General features: G+C 41.3%; 22 protein-coding genes and 2 pseudogenes. 10 read left to right on the top strand and 14 right to left on the bottom strand.

The genetic code is table 11. From position 1 onward, the window contains the following. Positions 1-14: 14 nt before the first annotated feature. The 4 genes from EEL30_27170 to EEL30_27185 form a co-directional block, all read right to left on the bottom strand. Entirely contained in the window at positions 15-668 is a 654-nt protein-coding gene (locus tag EEL30_27170; GenBank protein QDX95613.1) for a TVP38/TMEM64 family protein, read from the bottom strand. Positions 669-907: 239 nt separating this feature from the next. Further along, the gene (locus EEL30_27175) at positions 908-1,918 is read right to left on the bottom strand and encodes an MBL fold metallo-hydrolase (protein QDX95614.1); all 1,011 of its coding nucleotides are present in this window, start codon (positions 1,916-1,918) and stop codon (positions 908-910) included. A 42-nt stretch (positions 1,919-1,960) separates the two neighbouring features. After that, positions 1,961-4,231: a sensor domain-containing diguanylate cyclase gene (locus tag EEL30_27180; GenBank protein QDX95615.1), complete on the bottom strand. Its 2,271-nt coding sequence runs from the start codon at positions 4,229-4,231 to the stop codon at positions 1,961-1,963. Positions 4,232-4,254: 23 nt separating this feature from the next. Next, positions 4,255-4,860: a histidine phosphatase family protein gene (locus EEL30_27185; GenBank protein QDX95616.1), complete on the bottom strand. Its 606-nt coding sequence runs from the start codon at positions 4,858-4,860 to the stop codon at positions 4,255-4,257. Between the two features lie 254 nt (positions 4,861-5,114). On the opposite strand from EEL30_27185, the pseudogene EEL30_27190 reads away from it, so the two are divergent. The 7 genes and pseudogenes from EEL30_27190 (at position 5,115) to EEL30_27220 (ending at position 14,360) form a co-directional block, all read left to right on the top strand. Then, a pseudogene (locus tag EEL30_27190) lies at positions 5,115-7,081 on the top strand (peptidase). A gap of 305 nt (positions 7,082-7,386) precedes the next feature. Then, entirely contained in the window at positions 7,387-7,983 is a 597-nt protein-coding gene (locus tag EEL30_27195) for a 30S ribosomal protein S4 (GenBank protein QDX95903.1), read from the top strand. A gap of 256 nt (positions 7,984-8,239) precedes the next feature. Continuing rightward, positions 8,240-8,539: a hypothetical protein gene (locus EEL30_27200; protein QDX95617.1), complete on the top strand. Its 300-nt coding sequence runs from the start codon at positions 8,240-8,242 to the stop codon at positions 8,537-8,539. A gap of 114 nt (positions 8,540-8,653) precedes the next feature. Further along, entirely contained in the window at positions 8,654-11,752 is a 3,099-nt protein-coding gene (locus EEL30_27205; GenBank protein QDX95618.1) for a penicillin-binding protein, read from the top strand. Positions 11,753-11,900: 148 nt separating this feature from the next. Next, the gene (locus EEL30_27210) at positions 11,901-12,533 is read left to right on the top strand and encodes an N-acetyltransferase (GenBank protein ID QDX95619.1); all 633 of its coding nucleotides are present in this window, start codon (positions 11,901-11,903) and stop codon (positions 12,531-12,533) included. Positions 12,534-12,565: 32 nt separating this feature from the next. Further along, a complete protein-coding gene (locus tag EEL30_27215) occupies positions 12,566-13,216 on the top strand; it encodes a CBS domain-containing protein (protein QDX95620.1) in 651 nt (216 codons plus the stop codon). Continuing rightward, a complete protein-coding gene (locus EEL30_27220; protein ID QDX95621.1) occupies positions 13,206-14,360 on the top strand; it encodes an acetoin utilization protein AcuC in 1,155 nt (384 codons plus the stop codon). The genes EEL30_27215 and EEL30_27220 overlap by 11 nt, the downstream gene beginning before the upstream one ends. 154 nt (positions 14,361-14,514) lie before the next feature. Here EEL30_27220 and EEL30_27225 read toward each other — a convergent pair whose 3' ends face one another. The 5 genes from EEL30_27225 to aroF form a co-directional block, all read right to left on the bottom strand. Continuing rightward, positions 14,515-15,369, bottom strand: coding sequence for a VOC family protein (locus tag EEL30_27225; protein QDX95622.1), 855 nt, complete (start codon positions 15,367-15,369; stop codon positions 14,515-14,517). A 264-nt stretch (positions 15,370-15,633) separates the two neighbouring features. After that, positions 15,634-15,876: a glutaredoxin family protein gene (locus EEL30_27230; protein QDX95623.1), complete on the bottom strand. Its 243-nt coding sequence runs from the start codon at positions 15,874-15,876 to the stop codon at positions 15,634-15,636. A 5-nt stretch (positions 15,877-15,881) separates the two neighbouring features. Continuing rightward, positions 15,882-16,592: a 5'-methylthioadenosine/adenosylhomocysteine nucleosidase gene (locus EEL30_27235; GenBank protein QDX95624.1), complete on the bottom strand. Its 711-nt coding sequence runs from the start codon at positions 16,590-16,592 to the stop codon at positions 15,882-15,884. A gap of 21 nt (positions 16,593-16,613) precedes the next feature. Next, positions 16,614-17,630, bottom strand: coding sequence for a catabolite control protein A (gene ccpA, locus EEL30_27240; GenBank protein QDX95625.1), 1,017 nt, complete (start codon positions 17,628-17,630; stop codon positions 16,614-16,616). 357 nt (positions 17,631-17,987) lie between these two features. Next, entirely contained in the window at positions 17,988-19,082 is a 1,095-nt protein-coding gene (gene aroF / locus EEL30_27245) for a 3-deoxy-7-phosphoheptulonate synthase (protein ID QDX95626.1), read from the bottom strand. Positions 19,083-19,349: 267 nt separating this feature from the next. Here aroF and EEL30_27250 point away from each other — a divergent pair, with 267 nt between their 5' ends. Beyond that, entirely contained in the window at positions 19,350-21,530 is a 2,181-nt protein-coding gene (locus EEL30_27250; protein QDX95627.1) for a cell division protein FtsA, read from the top strand. 42 nt (positions 21,531-21,572) lie between these two features. On the opposite strand, the gene ytxJ is transcribed toward EEL30_27250, so the two are convergent. The 4 genes from ytxJ to EEL30_27270 form a co-directional block, all read right to left on the bottom strand. Continuing rightward, on the bottom strand, positions 21,573-21,899 hold the full coding sequence (gene ytxJ / locus EEL30_27255) for a bacillithiol system redox-active protein YtxJ (protein ID QDX95628.1): 327 nt from the start codon (positions 21,897-21,899) through the stop codon (positions 21,573-21,575). A gap of 85 nt (positions 21,900-21,984) precedes the next feature. Continuing rightward, positions 21,985-22,386, bottom strand: coding sequence for a hypothetical protein (locus tag EEL30_27260; GenBank protein QDX95629.1), 402 nt, complete (start codon positions 22,384-22,386; stop codon positions 21,985-21,987). A gap of 306 nt (positions 22,387-22,692) precedes the next feature. Then, complete coding sequence (locus EEL30_27265) at positions 22,693-22,929, bottom strand: hypothetical protein (protein ID QDX95630.1); 237 nt, start codon at positions 22,927-22,929, stop codon at positions 22,693-22,695. A 219-nt stretch (positions 22,930-23,148) separates the two neighbouring features. Next, a complete protein-coding gene (locus EEL30_27270) occupies positions 23,149-23,346 on the bottom strand; it encodes a hypothetical protein (protein QDX95631.1) in 198 nt (65 codons plus the stop codon). A 197-nt stretch (positions 23,347-23,543) separates the two neighbouring features. Between EEL30_27270 and EEL30_27275 the strand changes: the two genes are divergently transcribed. Both EEL30_27275 and EEL30_27280 read left to right on the top strand, forming a co-directional pair. Beyond that, positions 23,544-23,768: a hypothetical protein gene (locus tag EEL30_27275; GenBank protein ID QDX95632.1), complete on the top strand. Its 225-nt coding sequence runs from the start codon at positions 23,544-23,546 to the stop codon at positions 23,766-23,768. Beyond that, positions 23,765-24,103 carry a hypothetical protein gene (locus EEL30_27280; protein ID QDX95633.1) on the top strand — a complete coding sequence of 113 codons (339 nt, stop codon included), beginning with the start codon at positions 23,765-23,767 and terminating at the stop codon, positions 24,101-24,103. The genes EEL30_27275 and EEL30_27280 overlap by 4 nt, the downstream gene beginning before the upstream one ends. Before the next feature lie 169 nt (positions 24,104-24,272). On the opposite strand, the pseudogene EEL30_27285 reads toward EEL30_27280, so the two are convergent. After that, a pseudogene (locus tag EEL30_27285) lies at positions 24,273-24,755 on the bottom strand (PadR family transcriptional regulator). Between the last annotated feature and the right edge of the window lie 455 nt (positions 24,756-25,210).

A 25,210-nucleotide genomic window follows, 5' to 3' on the forward strand; every position in this document is an offset into this window, starting at 1 on the left:
TTATCATCCTTAGGCTACTTCTTCTCCGCTTTTTTTCCTACTACAGATCCTAGCCACATCAACATACCTAAAATGGCAATCATCAGCAAAAATCGTAGTTTATGAGCGTGAAACTCAAATAAATCATGTCCCATTGTAGCCTCTAAGATGGTGATAGGTATCTTGCCAATTAAAGTTGCCAACAAATATGGAGCAATGCGTATCTCTGACAATCCTGCTGCTAGATTAATCATACTTGAGGGTATGACAGGAATAAGCCGAGCCATCAAAATAATACGAAAGCCTCTTTGTTTTGCCTGCACATTCAGTTTAGCAAAAAAAGGCTGCTTTCCCACTTTTTTTTGCGCCCAGTCAAATGCCACGTAACGAGCCATAAAAAAGCTGAGAGTAGCCCCTACAGTCGCAGACAGCCACGTAATAAAAAAACCGGCCACTCCGCCAAAAATCAGAACATTTACACCTGCAATCAAAAAATAAGGGACAAACGGAAAGAAGGTTTGTAGGATGGTAATAAAACAGCTTACCACAATCGCCCAAATGCCAAAAGATTGTATATAATGAGCAATACGTTGCAGATCACCTGTACGTAACATGTTACCTAACTGAGTATAAGTCAATAAAAATATGACTAGTAGAAGTAAGAGTAGCGGAAGAATGATTTTTTTCATCCATCCACCTCCCTATCTTGAGTAGGAACTCATTTATTATAGTACAGATTGACATGCAAAAAAAGGGTGCCTCTCGGTTCTTTCGACAATTATAGTTACCTATAAGATTACCGTATGAAGAGTTCCTTACTCACCCTCTCTCTATAGAAAGACGCATTATCGTATTGGGAGGATTCATTTCAGTAAAAAGTCCTTACCCGTTTCGTATAACAGGAAAGGACTTTTGCTGAAAGAAAGGGTTATAGTGAATAGTAGAGCACGCCCTCTTTATTTTGCACATGCACTTGATGAACCATCACTAATAAGTCGATATGTCCCAAGGTTTCAGAAATGACGAGCGGTAATTCCTTGAGATAGAGCCTTGGAAATAAAAGGGTAGCTAATTCAAATGCAGTCTTAGGACCATCCTGCAAAAATCGACGAATATCCGTGGTACGATCCCAGGTTTTCTGCAACCGTTCAAAAATTAGCTCACGATGGTTCTCGATAGGCTCCCCATGTCCAGAAATCACCAGTTTAATATCCATCGCTGCACACATCTCCAATGCTGTCCGATATTGCACCAATGTTAATGGTCGAGCCATGCTACGATCCCGTGGTGGCTCAATAAAGGCATTCGAGGAAATCAAAGAAAGCAAGTGATCTCCTGCAATCATCACTTGATCAGAGGCACGGTACAGGGATAAATGAGATTGGGAATGTCCTGGCGTAAACAACACCTGCCACTCTGGCAAATGAGGCATACCTTGCTCATGAACAAGCCATTCATCCACTGTACTCTTTTGTTGAAAGGTTGCCATCATGCTACGAAATTTTTCAACAACAGATAACAATTCCTCTGGTAGCCCACACTCTTTATATAGTGTAGTAAAAAATTCATCGTGGAATTGCATGAACTCCTCGTCTAATTCCACATATGGTGCCGCCAGAGGGTGCGCATACACCTTTGCTTGCGATAAATTTTTTACTTTCTCCAATTGTCCAATATGGTCCACATGGTGATGAGTAAGCACGATCTGCTTAACATCAGCTAGACGATATCCGATTCTAGCCAGTCCGTTCTCTAGGCTTATCCAAGCTTCATCTGTTAACGGTCCCACGTCTACCAGCGTGATCCATCCTTGATCTTCAATCACATATACGTTCACGTCTCCCACCGCAAATGGAGTCGGTAGAGGAATTTGATACACGCCCTTTGCAACCTCCATCTTGGCTTTAGACAGTATATTTTTCTTGGATACGGCAGACATTCTATCTCCTCCAGCTTCCTACAGATAGCTCTTTTTCATAATCTACCATATTTTTCTTGAATCACTCTTTCTTACTAGATTCCGTCCGTCTTGCTTCGCTTTATACAGAGCTACATCCGCATCGTGAAGTAATTCTTCCGCTGATCGATTTTGTTGTACATCTCTACTCCACATAGCAACTCCGCTAGAAATCGTGACACTTGGCTTGCTTTCTTCCTGCACGCGGATGCGGATTCGCTCCGCTATTTTACTAGCTACAAGTACATCAACATGAGGTAGATATATCGCTATCTCTTCTCCGCCCCATCTCGCCGGAATATCGCTGTCTCTAATACAGTTCTTAATAACAGACGCTACTTTATGCAAAATTTCATCCCCAACAAGATGACCATAAGTATCATTAATTTTTTTAAAGTAATCAATATCAATTAAAATCAAGGAACCCTGCTCATCAGCAAGTAACGATTTTTTCACATTTTCGTTTAAATATCTTCTCGTAAAAAGCCCAGTCAGATTATCGGTAATCACCATACGTTCCACTTCACTTAGTAAAAGAGCATTGGTAATGGCTAGACTTGTGTGTTGTCCAAATAGTTCGAGTAATTTATAGTCGTCATAAGTAAAGAAATTGGACTTATGATCTGCTACAATTAATAGTCCTGATACTTCTGAATCTTGTAATAAAGGCACTCCCATCACAGATTGGTAGGGAAATAAATGATGAGATTGATTTGTAAAACAGTCAGGAGAAGGCAGAATTTTCCGCTTATCAATAAAAATTTCTGAGATCGGTGTAGCTGTAATGGGTATCAGTTGGCCGACCTGATCACTCTTAGATGAAGAGATAATTTGCATCCGCTCGCCGTCTGGAGCTTTTTGTAAGATAGCGGAATAACTAGCATCAAACGTCCTATGCAACATCTTGGTCACAAATTCTAGAATATCTATCATGTTTAAGCTACGATTAATCTGTTGAGCCATCTCATTGATTAAACGTAATTCACGAACCATGTCACGTGATTGCTGATACAACTGAGCGTTTTCAAAAGCGCTACCTGCTGTTTCCGCTAAAATAGAGATATACTCGGTCTCTTTAGAAGATAAATTAATGATTTCATTGGTTGCTAATTGTAGGATTCCATAAATCCCCTGTCTGCCATGCAATGGAGCGGCAACGAACGTAATCGTTTCCTCTCCCATTTCCTCTTGGCCCATAATTAGTTTTCCTTCAAAATAAGCCTGCTGACTGACTTGATTATGTTGTTTTTGTAAGGAGAAGGTCTTGATTGGTAAATTCGTTTCCATTTCCATGGTGAGATACAATTCTGCTGAAAAATACGGGTATAATTGCTTAATGCTTGCAAGCACTCCTGCTAGCACATCATTTACATCAATCGAGGCATGAATCTGTTTCGTCAGTTGATAAAGAAGCTCTTTCTTTTGACTTTCACGTAATATATCGTGCATGTGCAAGGTTCGATGTAATTGGTGACTGACCTGCTCCCCAGTCGTATGTAGCATCTCCATATCCAATCTATCGAGCCATTTTTCTTCTTGATCGGATACATGGAGAAGAAGAGCAGCAATCGGTTCACCTTCGACATAGATAGGGTACATAGCAACGCGTGAATCTTCTTGATATACTTCTGCCTTTTTGGATACAAACCTGTTTAACACCTGATGCAATTTAGACCCTGTATATACAGCTGGATCTGTGGTGAAACGTTCCTGAGGCAACAAATACCCATTCTCATCTAACTTAATCAGCGAACAATGCCCCCTCCCTACCATGTCATGTAAGCCAGTAACAACAGTCTTCATAAACGGGATAGCTTCCTTACATTTGCTCGCTTCTACTACTATTTCACTAGCCATCCGCTGAATAAATCCTTTATACCCAAGCGAATATAATCCTTTTACCATTTCACCGTATGTTTGTATATTGACCGGAGCTTCCACTACACAAGTAAGTATGCCCGCGATCGCGTGTATGTCGTCTGGTTGGGGTCCTAGGGCTTGCAACAGCCATTTGTAATCACCACAATCAGTAGTAACTCGCTCCTTACAAATGACCTGACCACTTTTCCAAGCTTTAGGTACTTCATGTTCAACAAGATTCTCCATGGCATCTTGAAAAAAAGTTGGGGGCAAATGTGCCGGGAGTGTCCCCAATTCATAGGTAGCGATTACACCACGCCCTGGAGTAGCAAAGAAAAGAAGCCCTGGTGCTTGTATGGGCCAAGAAGGCAGAAAAAAGGGAACAACGCTATCAAATAATTTACCTACTGTTCCTATTTGCGTTCGTGTCCGCAATGCTGATTCCTTCTTCCTCTATATTAATCGGTTATGGTTTCCTCTAGGTGGTCAATTCGGCTAATCTCCATAACTTTCCACGATTTATTCTCCACATGTAAAATGGTGATTCCGGTATTACCAATTTTAGTGATGCCTGTACCGAGCTGCCCATCTGTAATATGATGAAGAAAAGCATTAATGAATCCTCCGTGGCTTACCACAGCAATTTTTTGACCAGGATGTTGCTCAATGATTTCGCCTATTACCCGGTCCGCTCGCTCTTGCATAGCATGATAGGATTCGATCCCACAGATAGACTGATGTGGCTCGACTTGTAGCATGTCTTGTTGTACATCAGCAAGGTGTCGCCCTTCCCATTCGCCATAGCAGCGTTCGCGCAACCCGCGTACTTTCGTGACAGGAACAGGAATCTGCTGACGCTCTCCTACACGTTTCGCCGTCTCAAAAGCTCGTTTTAAATCACTTGAATATACGTGAGCAAAGCCTTCTAAAGCAAGTCGGTTCGCTAGCTTATCCGCTTGTCTATACCCTAATTCATTTAAATCGGTATCTGTATGACCTTGTATTTTCTGTATATGATTCCAATCCGTTTCTCCATGTCGGATTAAGTAAACGATGGTTTCCATGTTAGTAAGACACCCTACTTTCCTTGCATGAATATATCCATTCTAATTATAATGGATATATTCATGAGATACTAGAATCTTCAAAATCTAATAACACATTTTTCCTATTTTTAAGTTTCCACTGAAACGCTCAAACTCCTCTTTCGTCTTACTCTTTATGGAGCGTCATCATTTACCTCCTTGTTTATTCACTTCTATAATATGGCGATCCACTGTAAGTACATTACCCATTTCAAATTAGGAGGCTTTTATTTATGCATTCATGGATACGTCCAGTGGTCTTGCTTGGTTTATCAGGAATATTACTACTTCCCGGATCAATTGTGGAGGCTACCACAAAATCAAAATTGACTCAACGAGATGTACAGCTTATAGCTCAAAATGTTAGCACATCAAAATTAACGAAAGAACAAGCCCTCTCTATTGCGTCTGAGTTCGTAAAGGCATGGTCTAGCATGAAACCAGTTCTTTCCGGTAGCTCTCTCAAGTCCCGTGAAGGTAGTGATTCTCCTTCCGTTTGGAGCTTTTTTTGGGAGAGTAGTGAACACACTGACCCAAGAAACTCCTTAAAATTACATGTCGCTATTGATACGAACACTGGAGAGCTAGTTAATTATTTCTTATCTGACCCTCATCCTTAGAAAACCAAAGTAAAAAACTAATCTCACGAGAACAAGCTCAGCAGATAGCTGAAGTATTTCTACGTCAATACGCCAGTAAGCATCTATCCAGCATTTCCTTGCAGCCTGATGCTACTTCAGTTACCAGAGAACCACTCCCTTCTAAAAAATACCTTTTTTCATACACAAGACAAGTTAATGGAGTACCCTTCCCTGATGACTCCATTGATTTGGAGGTCAGCCCTGATGGTAAGGTCGTAGACTATTCCTTAAAATGGCATGAAGATCTGATTTTTCCTCCCGCTACAAAAAAGATATCTCTGGAGGAAGCTACCCATATTTTTAAACAAAGCCCATTCCTGAGACTAGGATATAACGTACTATTTTCTAAGCAAGACGAAACGATTGCACCCCAACTGGTTTATGATTATGAACCAAAACTAGTCATAAACGCAATTACTGGTCAATTCGTACAAGAACCACCAGCACTTTTTTCTGATTCTTCACAAAAATATATACCGGTATCAAACAAACCACTTGCTCCTTTGCAAAAAAAGACATCCTTAACTCAGACACAAGCAGTAGAATTAGCAGAGAAAAACTTGAAACTGAAGGATTGGAAATTAACACGAGTAAGCTATCGGAAGCAATATATAAAAGAAATAGCTGCTTGGGAGCTCTATTTTGAAAGGAATGATCCAAAAGATAGTAATGACGAAATAGAGATTACTCTTGATGCAAGAAATGGTAACGTACTAAATTACACTTTACTCCCCTTTAGAGAAAAATTATCTAAAGAAAACGCAAGCAAAGCTCCTCTTGCTCCAGAAAAATTACAGAAAATAGCTCTGGAAACAGTCCAAAGGTTAGCCCCTTATCAAGCTGAAACTCTATATCTAGACGTGACGAAAAGCAATGGGGAAGCAAACAAACATGAAGCTGATGAGATGGATATCCATTTCAAGCGTTATATACAGGGGGTGGAATTTTTTCCAGATACTGCTACAGTCACCTTAGATCAGAAGACCGGGAACTTACTATTATTTTATTCATCAGCCTATCAAGACAACTTTCCTGAACATTTACCATCTCACCTATCTCTAGAAGAAGCAAAAGAAAAATGGCTACAGGAATTGGAAATAGAGTTATCTTATCAAATTAATAATGAAGAAAACAGAAGTAAAGAACAACAAGCTTCAACTCCCCCATCTATCACATTAGTTTATACTGTACAGCCAAGTGAAAAGAGATTGCAACAAAGCTATACTCTAGACGCAGTTACTGGTAAATGGATCAATCCTTATACAAATAAACTTGTTGAATTAAGCCGCACAGAACCAGGGGACCGAGCCCTAGGCTATCATTCCCTAGCCCAGTTGCCTAATCTCTTTGTATCACCTACAACGGACACAGCCAGTTCAAAGGAAAAGGGTTCTATTTCAATCGTAACCGCACTTGGTATTATGGACACCACAAATCAAAGCTTTAAGCCAGATGCATCCATCACTCGAGAAGAAGTAGCTATTTCTTTCCTGAAATTCTTAGACGTTTATAATAAAAGAGGGGCTGAAGAAGCTCTGCTCGTTCCATATCGTCATTAGCCCTACAGTAAACTCGATTTTCCCAGCTAATTCCGACCATTATTCTAAGGCAATCTCTTGACTTTACCTAGAACCAACATATAGAATAAGAGTTATGTTTGAATAGGGTAGCATTGATTGTAGGTAAAAACAGAAGGACTACGAGGCTTGCTTCTTAGTTTCACCCCCCTTTTGCCTTTTGACTGCGGCTGTTTTTCAAGAGGAGCACGATGCAGAAACGCTACCGTCTGAAGTTCGTGTATGAAGATGAAACTTGCCTTCTGGAAGTAAACACCTGCGAATCCATATTAAAGGAGAATGAATACATGTCTCGTTATACAGGACCACGCCACAAACTGGCTCGCCGTCTAGGTATCTCTCTAGATGGAACAGGAAAAGATCTTAAACGCAACTTCGCACCAGGACAACACGGACAAAGTCGTCGTAAATTGACTGAGTACGGTATCCAGTTGCAAGAAAAACAAAAACTACGTCACATGTTCGGTGTAAACGAGAAGCAATTCCGTCGCACTTTCGAACACGCTCAAAAAATGAGAGGCGTATTGGGTGAGGACTTCATGAAGCTTCTTGAATCCCGCCTTGATAACGTAGTTTACCGTATGGGCTTTGCTGCAACTCGCCCAGCTGCTCGTCAGTTGGTTAACCATGGTCACATGACTGTTAATGGTAAAAAAGTTGACATCGCTTCTTACCGTGTACAACCAGGAGACGTAATCACTCTTCGTGAAAAATCTCGTGGTCTTACAATCGTGAAAGAATCTTTGGAAGCTCGCAATTTCGTGCCAAACTTCATCACTTTCGATGATAACAAAGTAGAAGGTACTTTCACACGTCTACCAGACCGTTCTGAAATGCCTGCTGAAATCAACGAAACTCTGATCGTTGAGTGGTACAGCCGTTAGTCTTTACTTGGAAACATCAAGCTTCACATCCTTTGGGTGTGGAGCTTTTTTGTATTTACGCTTACAATGATCGTTATAAAAAACCCAAATATGGAGGGATATAAAACGCCACCAAAAAAGGGAATATTCAGATTCAGACTCATCCTCAAAAAAAATACGGAACCTGCTCCTGACCAAATACCAGAAAGGATTTCCATCTGACCACTCAAACGTTCTTTTCGAACGTGGTTTACGAGAAGCTAACGGCGATTTAGTCATGTCAGCTATCCATGATTTAAAGTCAGAAAACATCAAAATTACGCCATCAGACTGGAATTCCGAAACCTGGACGAAAAATTTGCGTCAATTATATGGGGGAGCTTCCGTTTGTGCAATAATAGCTTATTTGAACGCAGAATCTAGCTATGAAGAAGTACCTACTACAGAGACATATCCTAGAATGAAAACCATCACAATCTCTTATCTGAATGGAAAAATTACTCTGCGTTCTATTTTTCCACACATAAGAGAAATACCACCGAGTGTGGAATTTATTCTGACCAAAAAAACGCCATAATTCATGGTTTTCGGTCATTTTTCAGCCAGATTATCTAGGGCTCGACATGATTCTACCCCAGTATTTTTACTTATGGTATAATGGGGCTGATCTTTTAAGGGGGAAAGGACTTATATGCAGAATAAAGATGCTTCTGCCAAGAGGCCTAGGCGTAAAATAGGGCAACGCGGCAGAAAGAAGAACCCTATACTAGTAGTTCTTACATTCTGTCTTTTGTTAGGATTTATGGGGCTTTTTCTCGCAGGCGGGATTGCTACGGGCTACATAGCTGCTCTTGTGAAAGATGAACCGATCCGAAGCAAAGATGAAATTCAAGAACTCTTGTTTAGCAAGTTTCAGACAGGGTTTGCCTACTATCAAGATGGTTCCTTGATCGGTCAGCTTCGAGCCAAGGGAGAAGATCGCCGGATGGTTAAAATTTCGGAGATTTCACCTTCTCTCATTAACGCAATCATTGCTACAGAGGATAAGTATTTCTATGAACATAATGGAATTGTTGTTCAGTCCACCTTACGTGGAACCATTCAGGAGATTACCAAACAAAGTGTCATAACAGGTGGTAGTACTCTTACACAACAATTGATTAAACGTACCATCCTCTCACCTGAAGTAAGTCATAAACGAAAAGCAAAAGAAATTCTTCATGCGATACGAATTGAAAGAATGTTTACCAAGGATCAGATTTTGGAAGCTTACATGAATGACGTATATTTTGGTAAGGACGCCAATGGCTCCAACATTTATGGCGTTCAAGCAGCTGCAAAAGGGATTTTTGGCAAAGATGCAAGTAATCTTGATCTAGCAGAAGCCTCTTATTTGGCTGGGCTTCCACAAAGTCCTATCGCCTACTCTCCTTTTAACAAAGAAGGGTACCGTCGTGGACTGGAGCGCCAGAAAATGGTGCTCGAACGGATGAGAGAGAACAATTACATAACATCTGCTCAGCAACAACAGGTTCTCTCCACTAATTTACAGGCACAGCTCGCTAAACCGGAAAAACGTGCGTACGCTGAGCATCCATTCCTCATGATGGAAATTGAGGAACGTACAGCAGAAGTTCTATTGGACCAAAAGCTATTAAAAGACGGCCGTGATAAGTCTCAGATTGGACGTAATGAATATCGTCAGCTTCTAGAAGAGCAACGACGTCAAATTCTACAAAAGGGTTATCATGTGTACACCACTGTACACAAAGATATCAACAACGCCATGGAGAAGATCGCTGCCAATCCGGAAAACTTTGGTAGTAATCGTACTTACTCTGTGACGCGCGGTGGAAAAAAAGAAAAGATCGAAAACGCCTTGGAGGAAGTAGGGGCAACGCTCATTGACAACAAGACAGGCGCGATAATCGGCATGATGGGTGGACGTGATTTTAATGTAGAGCAGACCAATCACGCAACCGCACCACGACAACCAGGTTCGGCGATGAAACCAATCGCTGCATATGCACCAGCAATTGAATTGGGGCTTTTACAGCCTGGTAGTCCTATTGACGATTCTCCTGTACTGTTGGCAGATGGAAGCAAGGGTACTCACTTGCCACTTAACTGGGATCGCAAATATCATGGTATGATGAGCGCTCGTGAAGCTCTGCGTCAATCTTGGAACGTACCAGCTATTAAAACCTATCTCAAAGTGGGAATTCCAACCGCTTTAGACTATGTGAAGAAAATGGGTGTCACTACACTGGTGGAAAGCGATAATTATGCAGCTACCGGAGTTATTGGTGGACTAGCCTATGGTCTGAACAGTGAAGAGATAACAAATGCATTTTCTACATTTGCCAATGATGGAAATTTTGTAGATGCCTACATGATTCAAAAAATCGTAGACAGTCGTGGAAATGTCGTTTTTGAACACAATGTCACGCCAGTGAAGGTATTTAGCCCGCAGACCTCCTATCTGATGACAGACATGATGCGTACCGTAGTTAACTCTGGTACTGGTGCTTCTGTACGAAGATATGTACCACAGGGAGTTGATATAGCAGGAAAAACAGGAACTACCAATGATTCTTTGGATCTTTGGTTCGTAGGGTACACACCAGATGTTACACTTGGTGTATGGACAGGCTATGATGTTCCAACCACCATTCCTAGTTCAGCACAACGCCGACCAATGGAAATTTGGGGCAAGGTCATGACTGAGGTCTTTAAAATTGATCCAAAAGTTGCCGATAAATCAGCGAAGTTTGTCAAACCAAGCGGCATTGTCAGCGCAACAATCGATAGTAAATCTGGTTTATTACCAAGTGAACTATCCAAACAAACCGGTCATGTCATTACCGATTTGTTTAATAAAAAATTCGTACCAACTAAAGTGGACGATTCTCATCAAAAAGTGCGTGTCGTTCAAGTCGGTGAAGTTCTCTATCTAGCTCGCGAAAATACACCAGATGATTTTGTTACGGAGGGCGTCTTCTTTAAGAGCCCAGAACCACTCCCATCTTCTGATCAAATTTCCGCTAAAAACAGCAATGTTGGAACCAAGCCTGCCGACTGGGCAGAACGAATGCCAGAAAAAGTAGATCCACGTGAAGCTGTGGATGGTACACCAGCTGCTCCAGCAGGAGTTATTACTGTCAAATCAGGTAGTGGTACTACCATATCCTGGAGTGCCAGCCCAGAAGCAGATGTACTCGGCTATCGTATCTATCGCACAAGCTTAAACGGCGGATTTGAAAAAATTGCAACTGTAAAAGACCCGAAAACGACCAATTATACCGATGCTGGACGCAGTGGAGAACATGGCTACTATGTGACAGCTGTCGACATCTCGGGTAATGAATCTACGTCAGGTGCAGGAATGAACGGAAATATAGACATACCAAGTGAAATCAATCCACCTGTACAGCCGAATCCTGACAACAACCAATCTGGCACTGGAGTGGACCCTATTGTTCCACCTGATGGCGGACAAACTACACACCCACCAGTAGCTACAAGTGCACCTGGTAAAATCCAAGGTGTCAGCACTTCTAAAACCGCAGATGGTGTTAAAGTTAGTTGGAAAAAGGGACCGGAAAAAGATCACATTGTTGCTTACAACGTTTACTATGCTATGAGCGGCACAACGAGTTATCAACTGATGGATTCAGTAGCCGAGACAAGCTTTGTGTTAACCACAAACGAAGTTGGGGGTAGCTTCTACATCACTGCAGTTAATACCTATGGTGAATCAGCTCCCTCCGCTCATGCAAAAGTAAATTAACAAACCACGTAAAGACTGTTGGGGATTAGCCCAGCAGTCTTTTTTGCATCCATGACAGATTATTGAATTTTCGAAAAGATAAGACTCCTTTTGTGTGGAATGAGATATACTAAGCATGAAGATTCGAGGGAAGCGATGGTGAGCCCTAATGATTCATAGGAAAACATTTTTTCAAAAAAAAGTATGGGTTAATGATACGCAGATCGTAATTGAAGGCCCAGTACGCTCTGAAGACTTGGCTAGCATGGAATTTGATGAAGGTTTAAAAGCATTTCGGGCTCCCAAACTACAACAAGAAGCCCTAGTCGAAATTGCTGAACTGCCAGAAGGACGAATCATTGTAGCACGCCATGAAAATGTGGTGTTGGCCTACGTCACCTTCCTACATCCTGACCCACTTGAGCGTTGGTCCATGATACCAATGGATGATTTACTGGAGTTAGGAGCTATTGAGGTAAGTTCCAAAATTCGTAACGGTGGTATAGCAAAACAGATGCTAGAAGTGGCCTTCATGGACAATGCGTTAGAGGATTACATTATTTTAACAACGGAGTATTACTGGCATTGGGATTTACAAGGAACAGGATTAAATGTCTGGGACTATCGCAAAATGATGGAAAAAGTGATGGGGAGCGTCGGCATGATGTGGATGGCCACCGATGATCCTGAAATCTGCTCTCATCCAGCGAACTGCCTAATGACCCGTATCGGTAAACGTGTTCCACTTGAAAGTATGACTACCTTTGACAGCATGCGTTTTCAATCACGTTATATGTATTAAGAATCTATCTCTTGATTGAAAGGAGTTTGTCTATGCGTTTAGAAGACTTTATGCGCAAACGGGTAGTCACAGCTACCGCGACCACGAGCATTCGAGAAGCTTTAGCCCTCTTAAAGCAAAATCGCATTCGCCATCTGCCTGTATTGGATAATCAGATTCTGGTAGGGATTGTCTCCGACCGAGACCTACGAGATGCTCTCCCCTCGTCTCTATACGCTAGATCTGATGATCATATTATCATGGCTAAACCAGTACACGAAATCATGAATACAGATGTTATCACTGCCCATCCTCTCGATTTTCTTGAAGAAGCTGCCAAGACCATGTATGAGTACAAAGTAGGCTCGTTGCCTGTGCTCGAAGAAAACAAATTAGTAGGCATTGTAACAGAATCTGATATTTTATATAAAATGATAGAACTGTTTGGTGTAAACAAGGCTAGCTCTCAAATAGAATTAGAAGTGGAAGATCGCTACGGCGTGTTGGCTGAAGTAAGCCACGTTTTCCGCGAATCTAAAGTAAATGTAAGCAGTGTTATTGTGTTTCCCTCAGCCTCAGAAGGTAAAAAAAATCTGGTATTTCGAGTGACAACCATGGATACTCGTATAGTGACAAGCATGTTACGTGATAAAGGCTTCCATGTCCTCGACCCGATCAGGGGGGACTCCCTTCGTGACTCGTAACTCCCGTTTGATCTATTCAGCTGACTATACCAAATACTTTTTTCATGAGGAGCACCCCTTTAATCAAAAACGACTGTTACTGACATATGATCTCATGCAAGCTTATGGATTACTGACCCCAGAGAATATCATGGCTCCACGCCATGCCACCGATGATGAATTACTGCTTGTACATGATCCACGATACGTAGAGGTAGTAAAACGGCAAGGTGCTCAACAGGAAGAATTGCCCCTTGCCGCTAGCTATGGTTTAGGAACGGAAGATGTACCTATATTTGCAAATATGCATGAAGCCACATCGCTTATTGTAGGGGGCACAATCGCAGCCGTCGATGTAGTGATGAATGGACAGGCAGACCACTCCTTTAATCCTGCCGGTGGATTGCATCATGCCTTTCGCGGGAAAGCATCTGGCTTCTGTATTTACAACGATTGCTCGGTGGCAATCGCATACATACGCAAACATTGGAATGCCCGCGTCTTGTATATCGATACTGATGCCCATCATGGTGACGGCGTTCAATGGGCTTTTTATGACGACCCCAATGTCATGACGATCTCCCTGCATGAGACAGGCAAATACCTTTTTCCAGGTACAGGAAATGTCACGGAGCGCGGAGATGGCCAAGGCTTTGGTTATTGTGTAAATGTGCCACTGGATGCCTTCACCGAAGATGATTCATTCCTAGAAATTTATGACTCACTCCTCCCTAGAATCGCACGCGGCTTCCAACCTGATATCATCATTACTCAAAATGGTTGCGATGCTCACAGCTACGATCCCCTCACACATTTGAGTTGCTCTATGCGTATCTATCAGGAAATTCCCCGACTTGCTCATCAGCTGGCTCATGAATTATGTCAAGGAAAATGGGTGGCTGTTGGCGGAGGCGGTTATGATATTTGGCGTGTTGTTCCACGTGCTTGGACCATGTTGTGGAGTGAGATGACTGATCAATATCTACAGGACGGTCCACTTCCCATAGAATGGTTGCAGAAATGGCTTCCTTACAGTCCTTTAGAATTACCTACCTGTTTATTTGATGATGTGGGTTCTTTTATGCCGATACCAAGACGTGGTGAAATTAGTGAAAAGAATCGTTTGTCCTTGGGAAAAGCAGTCTTGCATGCTCCATATCTCTAATAGACGATCTGGACTTTCTTCGTTTTCAAAAGCTTTCCACACTATCAGTGAAGGCATTTATACGTTACCTCTTTACGAAAATGCGAAAGAGGTATGCAGATAATTTGCATTCCTCTTTCCATTTCATTAGGCACGATAACCTAGAATTTCTATGTTAGTAAACCACTAAATGAATAGTAGTACCAAACGGATCTTTCGTAATGATTACTCCGTTTTCTTCTATGATTGATGCCCCCATATTTTTTACCTGCTGAACCATTCTTTCCCTTGATTCCTCGTCAGATAATACCAGCGTATACGATTGTAATCCAACGCTATTTGGACTTGGAGCAGGTGCTCCAGCACTTCCCCATGTATTTAAACCGATATGATGATGGTATTTCCCTGTTGATATAAAGAGTGCCTGACTTCCATATCTTGATGTGACCTCAAATCCAAGCCCCTGCGTATAAAACTCCTCTGCCTGTTTTAAATCTGCTACCTGTAAATGAATATGTCCCATGATTGTCTCACTTGGCATCCTCTGCCAATCTTGCTCTTTATTCTCTTGTAAAAGTCCCTCAATATCCAACGGTTCTGTACTCATTCCTACATTGTCACCATCCCAAATCCAAGTCTTGGAAGGGCGATCTACATATATTTCAATTCCATTACCATCTGGGTCTGCTAAATAAAGCGCCTCACTGACAAGATGATCAGAAGCACCTTGTAAGGGATAACCCTTTTGCAAAAGATGAAATAGGATATTAGCTAAATCGGCACGTTGTGGTACTAAGAGGGCGAAATGATATAACCCTGTCGTCCGGGGTTCTTTTGGTACCACTTTATCCGGCTGTTCGATCGTTACCAGAGGAGTTTTGCCATTAGCAGTAAATACTACTTTTGTTTCGGTGCGATGGAGAACCTGAAGTCCTAGCATATCTCTGTAAAACGTTACAGAACGTTCTAGATTTTCTATTATAAGATGAACCTGACTCACAAATGTATAAGGATAGCCATGAAAGTTCATTTCTTTCCAACCCCTTTTGCCTGATTTCTTATCCAAAAGCTTTCAATAATTAATTAAAAGTAAGTTGATTACTTATTGTAAGTATATATGGTAAAAAGATCCTTGTCAATTCATATCTAGTTTTACATTACTATGAGTTATTCTTGGCTCTTTTACTGGAAAAGAAAAGCGAATTCGTACGATGCATGAAGCATACGATACAAATCCGCTTTGGCTGATCTCGGTATCCCTTACACTCAAGTATGAGTTACCGAGTTTATTTTGTTATTTTGAAACCCCTAACATTTGTAAAATATCTTCAGGCTGGTAGCCTTTCACTGCTTTTCCATTCACTACAGTAACAGGCACCCCCATAAATCCGAATGCCTCTACCTCTTCCTGATACTGGCTACTGCTCATGACATCTCGCACTTCATAAGTGACAGCCTTCTCATCCAACATTTTTTTAACCATGTCGCACTCGATGCAACCTTTTGTGGAATAGACAATCGCCGTTGTTTGACTCATGCTTGTTAAGCCCCCTCTTTCTCAAAAGTACGAAGCATATGGCTCACCATTTGATAAGATCGCTTGGAAGCAAGCTTCGTAAATTCAAGGAAATTAACATGTGCAGATCCATCTGCACGATCAGACATCGCTCGTACAATAACAAAAGGTACTTCATTCATAGAGCACACTTGAGCTACTGCTGCCCCTTCCATTTCCGTGCAAGATGCTTGAAATGTCTCCGATAATTGTTGGACTTTATTACGATCTGCAATAAATTGATCGCCTGATAGGATGCGTCCTGCACCGATCTGAATATCATCTTCTAGCTGATGCCCAGCATTCATCGCCAATCCCTTTAATTTTTCATCTGCGATCCAACACCAGGTTTTCTCATAAGGAATCTCTCCTGGTTGAAAGCCAAGTGAAGTAGCATCGATATCATGTTGCATACAATCTGTGGAAATGACAATGTCACCAATGTGTAAATCAGGATGGACGGCCCCCGCCACACCAGTAAAGATCACTTGACTCACCTGAAATTCTTGAATAAGAATTTGTGTGCAGACAGCAGCATTTACCTTGCCTACACCCGATTTGCAGAGTACTACCTTCTGTCCGTGAAATTCACCTATATGATAGGTTATACCCGCTTTTGTTACAGCTTGTTTGTTTTGCATATCCTCTAGATATAGAGCGATCTCTTCATCCATCGCTCCCATGATTCCGATGATCATTTCATCTCTCCCTCTAACGCTTTACTCTTCCTCTGCCATTTCCTTCGTGCTTTGACGATACTCAATGCGATGCGGCAATAGTACAATATGATCTTCAACTTGTTCATTATTCATATACTTGGTTAACAACCTCATAGCAACAGCCCCAATATCATACATCGGTTGAACAACCGTAGACAGGCGAGGGCGTACCATTTCTGCCAGACGCACATTGTCATGACCGATTACTTCCACATCTTCTGGTACAGAGTGTCCCAAATCCTGTACAGCATGAATCGCTCCAATAGCCATTTCATCGCTTGCTGCAAATACTGCTGTTGGCGGTTCTGCTAGTTTCATGAAGTCTCCCATGCTTTGCAAGCCTGATTCATAGCGGAAAGAACCATTGGCAACCAAATTCTCATCATAAGACAAACCTGCATCCAGTAACGCTTGTTTGTATCCCTCAAAGCGTACGAGTCCTTCTAGCGGATAAGACATTGGTCCGGTAATGATTGCAATACGCTTATGCCCACGTCTAATGAGAGCTTGGGTAGCATCATAAGCCGCTTGGAAGTGATCAATGGTCACGGCAGGCAATTTTCCTTCTGGATCACGAGTAGCTGCCAAAACAGTTGGAATGGAAGCCGTTTTTAAAGAATGGAAATGTTCTTCTTTAATTTCAGCGCCCATGAACAACAAGCCATCTACTTGTTTTTCTAATAAGGTATTAATTAATTGCAATTCTTTTTCCAAACGGTGGTCAGAGTTGCAGAGAATGATGTTGTATTTGTACATGGTAGCGATATCTTCAATTCCTCGTGCTAGCTCAGAAAAGAACTGACTTGAGATATCCGGAATAATCACTCCTACCGTTGTTGTTTTCTTGCTTGCTAGACCGCGTGCTACTGCATTAGGGCGATATCCTAGGCGTTCAATTGCAGTCATAACCTTTTTACGTGTCAATGGTTTGACATTGGGATTGCCGTTAACGACCCTCGATACAGTTGCCATCGATACCCCTGCTTCACGTGCTACATCATATATTGTAATTGGCATATTACGTCCACCTATCTTTTCCAAATTATACCTTTCAGTATTATTTTCATAAATTTATAGCCATATAATACGATATGATACCCATAGTTGCAACCGTTTTCTCGGTCTATATTTTTCCTATTAACGGTATAATTTCGCGTTTTTTGGCTCTTCTATCTCTCAATCTGATATGTCACGATCGAAAATGAAAGAATCTAGTCCATTTATATTGTCTAATTTTAACAGAAGAAAACAATTCATGTGTTTTTATCTTTACGTTATGTATAACAAACATTCCCTAAATTAATCTATCATAAGAGAAAAGCAGACCGCTCTGACGAGAGGCCTGCTAGAATTACACATGGTTCGGTTCTGCTTTTACTTCACGATAGCAAGCTCTGGCTTGTAAAGACCAGAAGCATACAGTTCATCTAGCATTTCATTGAAAGCAGGGATGGTAAGCTGTTGTTTTGCATCGGATAGCGCTACATCTGGATCAGGATGAACCTCTACCATGATACCGTCAGAACCTACTGCTAAGCCAGCTTTCGCTGTTGGAAGCAATAGATCTCGGCGACCAGTCGAATGTGTCACATCTACAAATACTGGCAAATGCGTCTCTTGTTTTAAGATCGGCACAGCAGAGATATCAAGGGTGTTACGTGTCGCTTTTTCGTAAGTACGAATACCGCGTTCGCAAAGCATAACTTGCGTATTTCCTTCTGATAAAATATATTCAGCAGCGTAAATGAACTCTTCGATGGTTGCTGACAATCCACGTTTTAATAAGATAGGGTGGTTTGTGCGACCTGCTGCTTTTAACAGTTCGAAGTTTTGCATGTTACGTGCACCAATTTGAATAACATCTACATATTTAGTAGCTATCTCAAGATCAGAAGGCGTTACGATCTCACTGATCGTCACTAAATTAAATTCATCCCCGATACGTTTAAGAATCTCTAACCCTTCCAATCCAAGTCCTTGGAAGTCATAAGGAGATGTGCGTGGCTTGTATGCTCCACCACGGAGTACACGTAAGCCTTGTTTCACGTGATTTTCAGCTACAGCACGAACTTGATCGTAGCTTTCTACCGAGCATGGTCCAGCGATCAGAACCTTCTCTTTACCACCAAACTCCACACCTTTAATGTTTAGGACAGTATCTTCTAGTTGTTTTTTACGGCTTACTAATAGAATTTTCTTATCCTCATCTTTTTGTAGATCAAGAGATGCACTAAAGATTTGTTTAAATAGATGGCGAATGGCTTCATCACTGAATGGTCCATTGTTATTCTCTACAATTAGATTCAACATGTCACGCTCACGTTCTGGATCAAAACGATTTACGCCCTGCTTGCTCTTCTCTTGGCCTAACTCCTGAACCAAAGAGGCACGCTTGTTGATCAATTCTAATAATTGCAAATTAATTGTATCCAGTTTTTGGCGAATGACCTCAATCTGCTCATTACTCATCTCTACTCCACCCTTCTACTTTTTCCCTTATCGTTTACAAAATACAGTATGGTTATTCATAAGACGTTCTGAGTTACCTGTTATTATAGTAGATGATTAGGCGTTTGACCAGCCCTTTAGTACCAAAAAGCGCGAAAGTAATTGTTAACAGCCATAAATATTTTGAAAAAGGTTAATTTAATAGGGTTTTATTATCTTTAGAAGCTAGTATATGATAGAGAAAATACGTAAATCTTCCATTCCAGATGGGAAGGAGAGTCAATTCATTTGCTAGAACAACATGCAGACAAGCAAAATAACACTCTTTTTGCTTTAGATATCGGTACCCGTAGTGTGGTAGGACTTATTGTAGAACCACTTGAAGACAAATTTCAAATTAAAGATTGTTACATTTTAGAGCATACGGAACGTTCTATGTTGGATGGGCAAATCCATGATGTGCTCGCAGTCGCTGAAGTAATAGAGCGGATCAAACAGCATTTGTCTCAAAAGCATGGCACCTTAAAAGAAGTAGCAGTAGCGGCAGCTGGACGCTCGCTCAAAACAAAGCGAGTTCGCTTCGAGCTCCCTATCTCGCATTTGCCTGTGCTGACCAGGGATGATGTGCTCACCCTAGAATTTTCCGCTGTACAAAAGGCTCAGGCTGAATTAGCTCAAGAGCTAAATGAGACGGATATTACACGCTATTATTGTGTAGGATACAGCGTGGTCAACTACCATTTAGATGAAGAAATCATTGGAAATCTAATCGATCAACGTGGAACGAACGCTTCTGTTGATGTAATTGCCACATTTTTACCCCGTGTCGTTGTAGATTCCTTATTGGCTGCTCTAAAACGTAGTGGTCTAGAGATGAAAGCTCTTACCCTGGAGCCAATCGCTGCCATCCATGTGTTGATCCCTACCACGATGCGCCGATTAAATATTGCACTAGTTGATATCGGTGCAGGGACCTCTGATATTGCATTAACAGAAGACGGAAGCATTACGGCCTATGGCATGGTACCTACGGCTGGAGATGAGATTACAGATGCCCTTATGAATGCATTTTTGCTAGATTTCCCTGTTGCAGAGGAGGTAAAACGCCACCTACATGATCAGGAAACTGTCCAGTTCCATGATATTTTGGGAATTGAGCATGATGTAAGCACAGAACAAGTCATTGCGGCTATTGAATCTGATATCGAGTCCCTTGCAAAACAGATCGCCCATAAAATTTTGGAACTTAATAGTAAGGCCCCACAAGCAGTTATGCTAATTGGAGGCGGAAGCTTAACCCCGACCCTCCCAACAAAAGTAGCGCAACACTTGGGACTGCCCGCTAATCGTGTGGCTGTTAGAGGAGCAGATGCGATCAAGCAATTTGTTGGAGAGCATCCCTTGCTAAATGGTCCAGCATTCGTAACACCTGTTGGAATTGCCCTCGCAGCACATTCACAGCCTATTCGTTATGTGACGGTGACTATTAATGATACGCAGGTAAGACTCTTTGATCTACGTAAAATGACATTAGGCGATGCACTATTAGCTGCTGGTATGGATATTAAGCGTCTACACGGTCGTCCTGGGCTAGCTATGTCAGTCAGTGTAAACGGACGTCTTAAGATCATTCCAGGTGAGCACGGCACCTCTCCGACCATTCTGATCAATGGTCTGTCAGGCTCTCTGGACTCTCTCATTTCAGATGGAGACACTATTAGTGTAGTCTCTGGTATGAATGGTAAAGAGGCAACTGCCGTAGCTCATGATCTTATTGATCCAAGTATGGCACTTACACTCACTATTAATGGTGAGGAATTTGTACAGCTACCTATTGTTTTACATGACAGTTTAATCCTACAAAATGATGCCCTGCTATGTGATCGTATGGACCTAGAGATGCGCCTACCTAAAACCATCGGAGAAGCTATTCAGTCCAGCAAATATGCTTCGCTGATACAAGAAGTAGCCGAAGCTCCCTTGTTTGTGATGACATGTAACAAGCAAACCTATTCCATACCACGTAAAGAGTTACATATTCTTTTAAACGGAAAAAAAGCTTCTTTGTTGGATTCTGTTTATTCACAAGATATCATTCATTGCGAAGTTCATGATCTAGAAACTCCTACTATAGGCGATTTGATAACACCAGATGATATGGTTCAAGAAACTGTGAACGTGTATGTAAATGACCAACTCATATCCTTAGAAACAGGCCACATGGACATACAACTTAATGGAAGCCCAGCTACCATGCAAACCCAACTACAAAATGATGCTGTTGTAACGATACATTCTGTAGTAGGAGAAGCTCCTATGTTAAGTGACATCTTCCGTTATGTAGAGATTCCCGCTCAGCCTATTGGGACAAATCAGTTGCCCAATTTCATCATGAAGGTAAATAATGAAGTAGCTTCCTTTCAAACCCCTTTAGTAAGTGGGGATAGAGTAGAACTGTACTGGGAATAGCATGAAAAAAGACCCCATAGCTGGGGTCTTTCTCTTGTCTGCCTATTTCATAGCTTGCTCGATTGCATCCTTCGTAATCTTCCAATGAGAGGTATGCCACGAGACTGCACCGTTCTCAATTAGAAAGATTTGTGGTGATTCGTGTTTAATCTGAAAATGCTCTGCAATTTCATTAGAGACAGGGCGAGCCTCACGAACGAGTACCACAGCTGCCTCCACATCGCTGTTTGCTTGCAAATACGCATGGAACTGCTCATGAGCAGACGTACTGATCGGACAAACTGTACTGTGTTTAAACAGTAGTAGTTTGCCTTTCTTCTCTAAGAATGCTTGTAGTTCTTCTTGGGATTGCAACTGTTGAAATGCCAAATAAACTCGCTCCCTTCTCAATAACGTAGATGATAATTAATGATAAAGAGAAAGATAGCGAAAGGCAAATTTTTTCCAAGTTACGTTACACTTCTAGTTTGATTTGTGTCAGCTTCCGTTGAATCTCACTTATCCATTGCTGAGCATGAAGTGACTTGGCCAACAAATATAGATCAAGTAATTCATTTACTCTCTCATCAATCTTGTCTTTCAATTCTTCATCTTCGCTCTGTTCCGCTATAATGACGAGTAGATTGGCAAACTCGCTGATTGCTTCAAAGGCAACCTCTTGCTCTTCCGGTTGGTCTCCCAGGTTTCTCATCAGTTGTTTTAGATCATCCTTTACGAGATCGACAACAGACGTGCAAGCACATTCTTCATCTTTGCAGACATGAATTGGCACATTAAGAATTTTCACCCGACTGCGATAGATTACACTGCGCAGCGCGATGTCCATCTCTTTGCCACATTGGCTGCAATATTTCATCTGTACTTCTCCTCTCTCAAACTGCCTTTCCTCCAGATTTATCTGTCTGTTTTTCTAAGTCACCCATTTCGAGTGAGGGATATAATAATCCTGCTGAAGGTATGTTGGTACATGATGGCAGTACTTGTTTAACTTCCAAACGCACAAACGCTTTCCCCATATGTAAAAGCGTATCCTCTACACATTGTAGGGGTTTCCTTTCACTTTTACATGTCATACTTTCTGTAACTAGATGAAAACTTTGGCATCTACCCACTTAATTTGGTAGATAAATGCCAAAGATGCCAGCATACTTATAGCCTACAATTAGTGATAAATAGCGTTTACTTTCTCACATGTAGGGCAAATAGCAATTTTACCCGAATGTCCTATTTCATCCTCTACCCGATAACCGGTAATTTTTTCTGAGGAACAGAACAAGCACTCAGAGTTAAATTCCATATCATATTGCGCTTTCCAAGCAATCGATTTAAAATCTTCTCCCACAAAAATAGTCATATACAAATGTTCCTTGGGTTGTAACGCGTAAATGTCTCGATTCATCATATCCATCCCCTTCCTTTTTGTGAATGTCTTTGTTATCATTCAGCTTTTCCACATTTTCAGAATATAAACATCAGTAAAAATATTTTTACCAAGGTAACTTCGCTTTCCAAATTTTTTTGTGTACAATATGAGCGAAGAGAACGATACTATATGAAACCACGTCGCAAACATACAATACAATTCCATTCGCGCTCAAAAGGGCGAGCACGTACTCATTCATTCACCTCGGTCATCAGCCTGAATTAGTAAAAGCCTTAATTCGCAAGGTATATGAAGCTGAAGCTCACCCACAACTTCAAGATCCTGCCATTCAACGGGAATTGTTACACAAACGAAGAACATCTTGCTGTCATGCGAGAAGCTGAAGTTGCTTTTATGAAAAAATGGATTGTTATATTGCGGAGGTAAAAACATTACAGAACTCCCGATGTTCCAAGCGACAAAATGAGTATGTATTCCCGTCAGTTGCAGCGACCTGTTACAGATATCCGTGTACCTGAAACAAAATGGTAGTTATGCGTTATCCAAACGAATCCATGGCTCATTGTATGAGCAGTTTGAAAGCTTTTACTTTGATGTTTGCAATCTAGACTACAGCAAAGTCCAAAGCAATGGACAACCTTGTAGAGCTTATGAACAAAACAGATAAAGTTCGCTTAACAGCTCCTGGAACAGACTTGTCCTTCTCTATTAAAGACATCCCAGCGATTAAATGCGCAGGCGAGTGTAACATTCCGGATGGTGAAATTTTCACAGCTCCTGTGAGAGACTCTGTAATGGTACCCTTTCCTATAACACGCCATCTCCATACCAAGGCTTTACATTTGAAAATGTGAAGCTGACCTTCAGAGATGGAAAAATCGTTGGGCCACCGCAAATGACACAGAGCGCATTAACAAAATCTTTGACGAAGATGAAGGCGCACGCTCATTGGAGAATTTGCTATTGGGGTGAATCCTTATATCAAAACCCAATGAAAGACATCTTGTTTGATGAAAAAATTGACGGAAGCATTCACTTTACACCAGGACAAGCTTACGATGAAGCATTCAACGGTAATAAATCTTCCATTCACTGGGATATGGTACTAATCCAACGTCCTGAATGGGGTGGTGGAGAAATCTACTTTGATGATGTTTTGATCCGTAAAGATGCGCTTTGTCCTTCCTGAGCTAGAGTGTCTCAACCCTGAAAATCTTAAATAAATGCACAAAACAAAACCTCGAGGAACTAAAATCCCCGAGGTTTTGTTTTAATTGTTCCATTTGAAAGGAAGCGTAGCCATTTTATGATGTATGAACTACGTTTTTGCCCTTTATCAAGCATTTGTTTTTTATTCTTTAGAAATGAACAGCGCCTTCTAATTGATGTAGGGTAAACTCCAACACATTTTTTGATACTCATTCAACTCTTCCACGCTTTTCTGATAACTGTTTCGAATGATCTCCTGTCGCTTCTCTTGATAAGCAATCAAATCATCAAAAAAGTACTTTTGATCTTCTGCCGGGTGTAAATCACAAAAGAATAAGCGCGTTAACATATCTGACACGACAATCGGTCCTTCAATTTCCGTCTTTAACTCCTGATGAAATTGATCGCGTCCTTGTTGCGTCAGACGATACATAATCTTGTTTGGCTTTCCTGTCTGTAACACTTCTTCTTTTGTAATGTCCTTCTTGTTCCAACTTTTTTAGAGCGGGATAAATCGCGCCGTAGCTCGCATCGTAAAAGAAACCTATGCCTGCTCGTAAAGAACTGCTTTATATCGTAGCCGCTCATTTCACGATAATGTAATAGCCTAAAATGATTGATTTGACGTCCATAACATTTCCCCGGATGTAGGCTTGGTACAAAATTTCAATTATTTACTTACATTATTCTTTGTTTATTTCAATATTATAAAATGTTTAACTTGATATTAGCAAGATTTTAACAAGATTTTAACAAGAAATGAATCCTTCTCCCCTTATTATGAGAGTAACGCTTTAAATCGTCATAGCACAAGTGCTTTAGGCTTATTTCCCTCTCTCGCATATAGTAAAAGCATCCTATATTCCTAGTTTTTGTCTTTGTTTTTAGGAATTTTCTGCGATATTAATTACTCCTACTTGGCTTTGAGATGAATACAATATCTCCTCACACAATTGGGCGTTCCACCTTTATCCTCTCTCCATAAGAATGAATGTATACCTATCTGCAGGGAAGTAAGGAGATGAAGTTGTGAAACCAAGAGGCTGGTCCTATACGAATACAAAATTCAGCAGATGAGTAATCTACA

The organism is Brevibacillus laterosporus, assembly GCA_007833815.1.
In the GTDB taxonomy this organism is placed as follows: domain Bacteria; phylum Bacillota; class Bacilli; order Brevibacillales; family Brevibacillaceae; genus Brevibacillus_B; species Brevibacillus_B laterosporus_D.

Bases quoted from the DNA above. Each gene is read 5' to 3' on its own strand.
- EEL30_27170 (QDX95613.1), bottom strand. From the start codon at position 668: ATGAAAAAAATCATTCTTCCGCTACTCTTACTTCTACTAGTCATATTT.
- EEL30_27175 (QDX95614.1), bottom strand. From the start codon at position 1,918: ATGTCTGCCGTATCCAAGAAAAATATACTGTCTAAAGCCAAGATGGAG.
- EEL30_27185 (QDX95616.1), bottom strand. From the start codon at position 4,860: ATGGAAACCATCGTTTACTTAATCCGACATGGAGAAACGGATTGGAAT.
- EEL30_27195 (QDX95903.1), top strand. From the start codon at position 7,387: ATGTCTCGTTATACAGGACCACGCCACAAACTGGCTCGCCGTCTAGGT.
- EEL30_27200 (QDX95617.1), top strand. From the start codon at position 8,240: ATGTCAGCTATCCATGATTTAAAGTCAGAAAACATCAAAATTACGCCA.
- EEL30_27205 (QDX95618.1), top strand. From the start codon at position 8,654: ATGCAGAATAAAGATGCTTCTGCCAAGAGGCCTAGGCGTAAAATAGGG.
- EEL30_27210 (QDX95619.1), top strand. From the start codon at position 11,901: ATGATTCATAGGAAAACATTTTTTCAAAAAAAAGTATGGGTTAATGAT.
- EEL30_27215 (QDX95620.1), top strand. From the start codon at position 12,566: ATGCGTTTAGAAGACTTTATGCGCAAACGGGTAGTCACAGCTACCGCG.
- EEL30_27225 (QDX95622.1), bottom strand. From the start codon at position 15,369: ATGAACTTTCATGGCTATCCTTATACATTTGTGAGTCAGGTTCATCTT.
- EEL30_27230 (QDX95623.1), bottom strand. From the start codon at position 15,876: ATGAGTCAAACAACGGCGATTGTCTATTCCACAAAAGGTTGCATCGAG.
- EEL30_27235 (QDX95624.1), bottom strand. From the start codon at position 16,592: ATGATCATCGGAATCATGGGAGCGATGGATGAAGAGATCGCTCTATAT.
- ccpA (QDX95625.1), bottom strand. From the start codon at position 17,630: ATGCCAATTACAATATATGATGTAGCACGTGAAGCAGGGGTATCGATG.
- aroF (QDX95626.1), bottom strand. From the start codon at position 19,082: ATGAGTAATGAGCAGATTGAGGTCATTCGCCAAAAACTGGATACAATT.
- EEL30_27260 (QDX95629.1), bottom strand. From the start codon at position 22,386: ATGAAATATTGCAGCCAATGTGGCAAAGAGATGGACATCGCGCTGCGC.
- EEL30_27265 (QDX95630.1), bottom strand. From the start codon at position 22,929: ATGAATCGAGACATTTACGCGTTACAACCCAAGGAACATTTGTATATG.
- EEL30_27270 (QDX95631.1), bottom strand. From the start codon at position 23,346: ATGTTTTTACCTCCGCAATATAACAATCCATTTTTTCATAAAAGCAAC.
- EEL30_27275 (QDX95632.1), top strand. From the start codon at position 23,544: ATGGACAACCTTGTAGAGCTTATGAACAAAACAGATAAAGTTCGCTTA.